Source organism: Haematobacter genomosp. 1 (assembly GCF_002196855.1).
Lineage (GTDB): Bacteria > Pseudomonadota > Alphaproteobacteria > Rhodobacterales > Rhodobacteraceae > Haematobacter.
Map to the genome: position 1 here is coordinate 2,501 of NZ_NIPW01000043.1, position 3,306 is coordinate 5,806.

Consider the following 3,306-nt stretch of genomic DNA (forward strand, 5'->3'; position numbering starts at 1 on the left):
GTCGCGTCATGCGACAAGGCGATATTGTTTTCCAAGTCTAGTACACTAACCAAAAAGTTGTCGCAGAACGAACCAGTCTGCGGGAACTGGGAAAGTGCATGCTTTTGACACCGGAGGAAGCCTGTCTTCTTCTGGATCAAATCAAGCGCGATAAGGGCGTTTGGTGGATGCCTTGGCAGCAAGAGGCGATGAAGGACGTGATACCCTGCGATAAGCTTGGGGGAGCCGGGAATAGGCTTTGATCCCAAGATCTCCGAATGGGGCAACCCACCTGATTGTTCGTTGTTGTTACGCAAGTAATCATCAGCGGGCAAAACCAGGTATCATTACCCTGAACACATAGGGGTTTTGAAGCGAACCCGGGGAACTGAAACATCTAAGTACCCGGAGGAAAGGAAATCAATAGAGACTCCGTTAGTAGTGGCGAGCGAACGCGGACCAGCCGAGCCTGGAAGAGTGACTGGAACCGTCTGGAAAGGCGGGCCATAGCGGGTGACAGCCCCGTACAGGAAGCTCCACGGGACATATTAAGTAGGGCGGGACACGTGAAATCCTGTCTGAAGATCGGGGGACCACCCCCGAAGGCTAAGTACTCCTTGCTGACCGATAGCGAACCAGTACCGTGAGGGAAAGGTGAAAAGCACCCCGACGAGGGGAGTGAAACAGTACCTGAAACCGGACGCCTACAAGCAGTCGGAGCCGCCTTGAGCGGTGACGGCGTACCTTTTGTATAATGGGTCAACGACTTGGTCTCACGAGCAAGCTTAAGCCGTTAGGTGTAGGCGCAGCGAAAGCGAGTCTTAAAAGGGCGCATGAGTTCGTGGGATCAGACCCGAAACCGAGTGATCTAGCCATGGCCAGGATGAAGGTAAGGTAACACTTACTGGAGGTCCGAACCCACACCTGTTGAAAAAGGTCGGGATGAGCTGTGGCTAGGGGTGAAAGGCCAATCAAACTCGGAGATAGCTGGTTCTCCGCGAAAGCTATTTAGGTAGCGCCTCGGACGAATACCTTGGGGGGTAGAGCACTGGATGGGTGATGGGGTCCCACAGACTTACTGAGCCTAACCAAACTCCGAATACCCAAGAGTACTATCCGGGAGACAGACGGCGGGTGCTAACGTCCGTCGTCAAGAGGGAAACAACCCTGACCTACAGCTAAGGCCCCCAATTCGTGGCTAAGTGGGAAAGCATGTGAGACGGCCAAAACAACCAGGAGGTTGGCTTAGAAGCAGCCATCCTTTAAAGATAGCGTAACAGCTCACTGGTCTAGATAAGCTGTCTTGCGGCGAAGATGTAACGGGGCTCAAGCCACGAGCCGAAGCTTAGGATGCACACTCAGGTGTGCGTGGTAGCGGAGCGTTCCGTGATATAGTTCCATGCCTCTTGTGCCCTTCGGGGCAATGGAGGCTCGGAGCTTACTGTGAAGCCGGGCCGTGAGGCATCCGGTGGAGTGATCGGAAGCGAGAATGTTGACATGAGTAGCGACAAACAGGGTGAGAGACCCTGTCGCCGAAAGTCCAAGGGTTCCTGCTTAAAGCTAATCTGAGCAGGGTAAGCCGGCCCCTAAGGCGAGGCCGAAAGGCGTAGTCGATGGGAACCAGGTTAATATTCCTGGGCCAGGAGATGGTGACGGATCCCGACGGTAGTTCATCCTTATCGGATTGAATGGGCTGCTTAGGGGTTCCTGGAAATAGCCCTCCATGAGACCGTACCCTAAACCGACACAGGTGGACTGGTAGAGAATACCAAGGCGCTTGAGAGAACCACATTTAAGGAACTCGGCAAAATACCTCCGTAAGTTCGCGAGAAGGAGGCCCCATTCGCAGGCAACTGTGGGTGGGGGGCACAAACTAGGGGGTGGCGACTGTTTACTAAAAACACAGGGCTCTGCGAAGTCGCAAGACGACGTATAGGGTCTGACGCCTGCCCGGTGCTGGAAGGTTAAAAGGAGGGGTGCAAGCTCCGAATTGAAGCCCCAGTAAACGGCGGCCGTAACTATAACGGTCCTAAGGTAGCGAAATTCCTTGTCGGGTAAGTTCCGACCTGCACGAATGGCGTAACGACTTCCCCGCTGTCTCAAATGTGGACTCAGCGAAATTGAACTGTCTGTCAAGATGCAGACTTCCCGCGGTTAGACGGAAAGACCCCATGAACCTTTACTCCAGCTTCGCACTGGCATCAGGATTGCGATGTGCAGGATAGGTGGTAGGCTTTGAAATCGGGACGCCAGTTCCGGTGGAGCCACCCTTGAGATACCACCCTTCGCACTCTTGATGTCTAACCGCGGCCCGTTATCCGGGTCCGGGACCATGCGTGGCGGGGAGTTTGACTGGGGCGGTCGCCTCCCAAACAGTAACGGAGGCGCGCGAAGGTTGGCTCAGAGCGGTCGGAAATCGCTCGTTGAGTGCAATGGCAAAAGCCAGCCTGACTGCAAGACTGACAAGTCGAGCAGAGACGAAAGTCGGCCATAGTGATCCGGTGGTCCCAAGTGGGAGGGCCATCGCTCAACGGATAAAAGGTACTCTGGGGATAACAGGCTGATGATGCCCAAGAGTCCATATCGACGGCATCGTTTGGCACCTCGATGTCGGCTCATCTCATCCTGGGGCTGGAGCAGGTCCCAAGGGTATGGCTGTTCGCCATTTAAAGAGGTACGTGAGCTGGGTTTAGAACGTCGTGAGACAGTTCGGTCCCTATCTGCCGTGGGTGTAGGAGATTTGAGAAGAGTTGCCCCTAGTACGAGAGGACCGGGGTGAACGTTCCACTGGTGGACCAGTTGTCGTGCCAACGGCAGTGCTGGGTAGCTATGAACGGACAGGATAACCGCTGAAGGCATCTAAGCGGGAAGCCCCCTTCAAAACAAGATCTCCCTTGAGAGCCGTGGAAGACCACCACGTCGATAGGCCGGAGGTGTAAGCGCGGTAACGCGTTCAGCTGACCGGTACTAATTGCTCGATAGGCTTGATTTGATCCAGTGGAAGACAGGCAATAGCCTCCACAGGTCAAAAGCAAACAAAACGCGGAAAACAAAACTGATGTGCCCGGCCAAAAGGCCGGGGAGCTTCTCCTCAGGTCTGGTGGTCATAGCACGAGCAAAACACCCGATCCCATCCCGAACTCGGCCGTTAAGTGCCGGCGCGCCAATGGTACTGCGTCTCAAGACGTGGGAGAGTAGGTCACCGCCAGACCTGACGAGAAGCTCTCCTCTCAAAACGATGAAAAACCACCGCGGGGTGGAGCAGCCCGGTAGCTCGTCAGGCTCATAACCTGAAGGTCACAGGTTCAAATCCTGTCCCCGCAACCA

Annotated in this window: 1 tRNA gene and 2 rRNA genes; all 3 read left to right on the top strand. The window is 55.0% G+C overall.

Annotated elements, in window-relative coordinates:
• The first annotated feature begins 139 nt into the window (after nt 1-139).
• The 3 genes from CDV49_RS17870 (at nt 140) to CDV49_RS17880 (ending at nt 3,306) form a co-directional block, all read left to right on the top strand.
• A 23S ribosomal RNA gene (locus CDV49_RS17870) occupies nt 140-2,971 on the top strand.
• A gap of 104 nt (nt 2,972-3,075) precedes the next feature.
• Nucleotides 3,076-3,190: ribosomal RNA gene (gene rrf, locus CDV49_RS17875) — 5S ribosomal RNA — on the top strand.
• 39 nt (nt 3,191-3,229) lie between these two features.
• Nucleotides 3,230-3,306 (top strand) — tRNA-Met (locus CDV49_RS17880).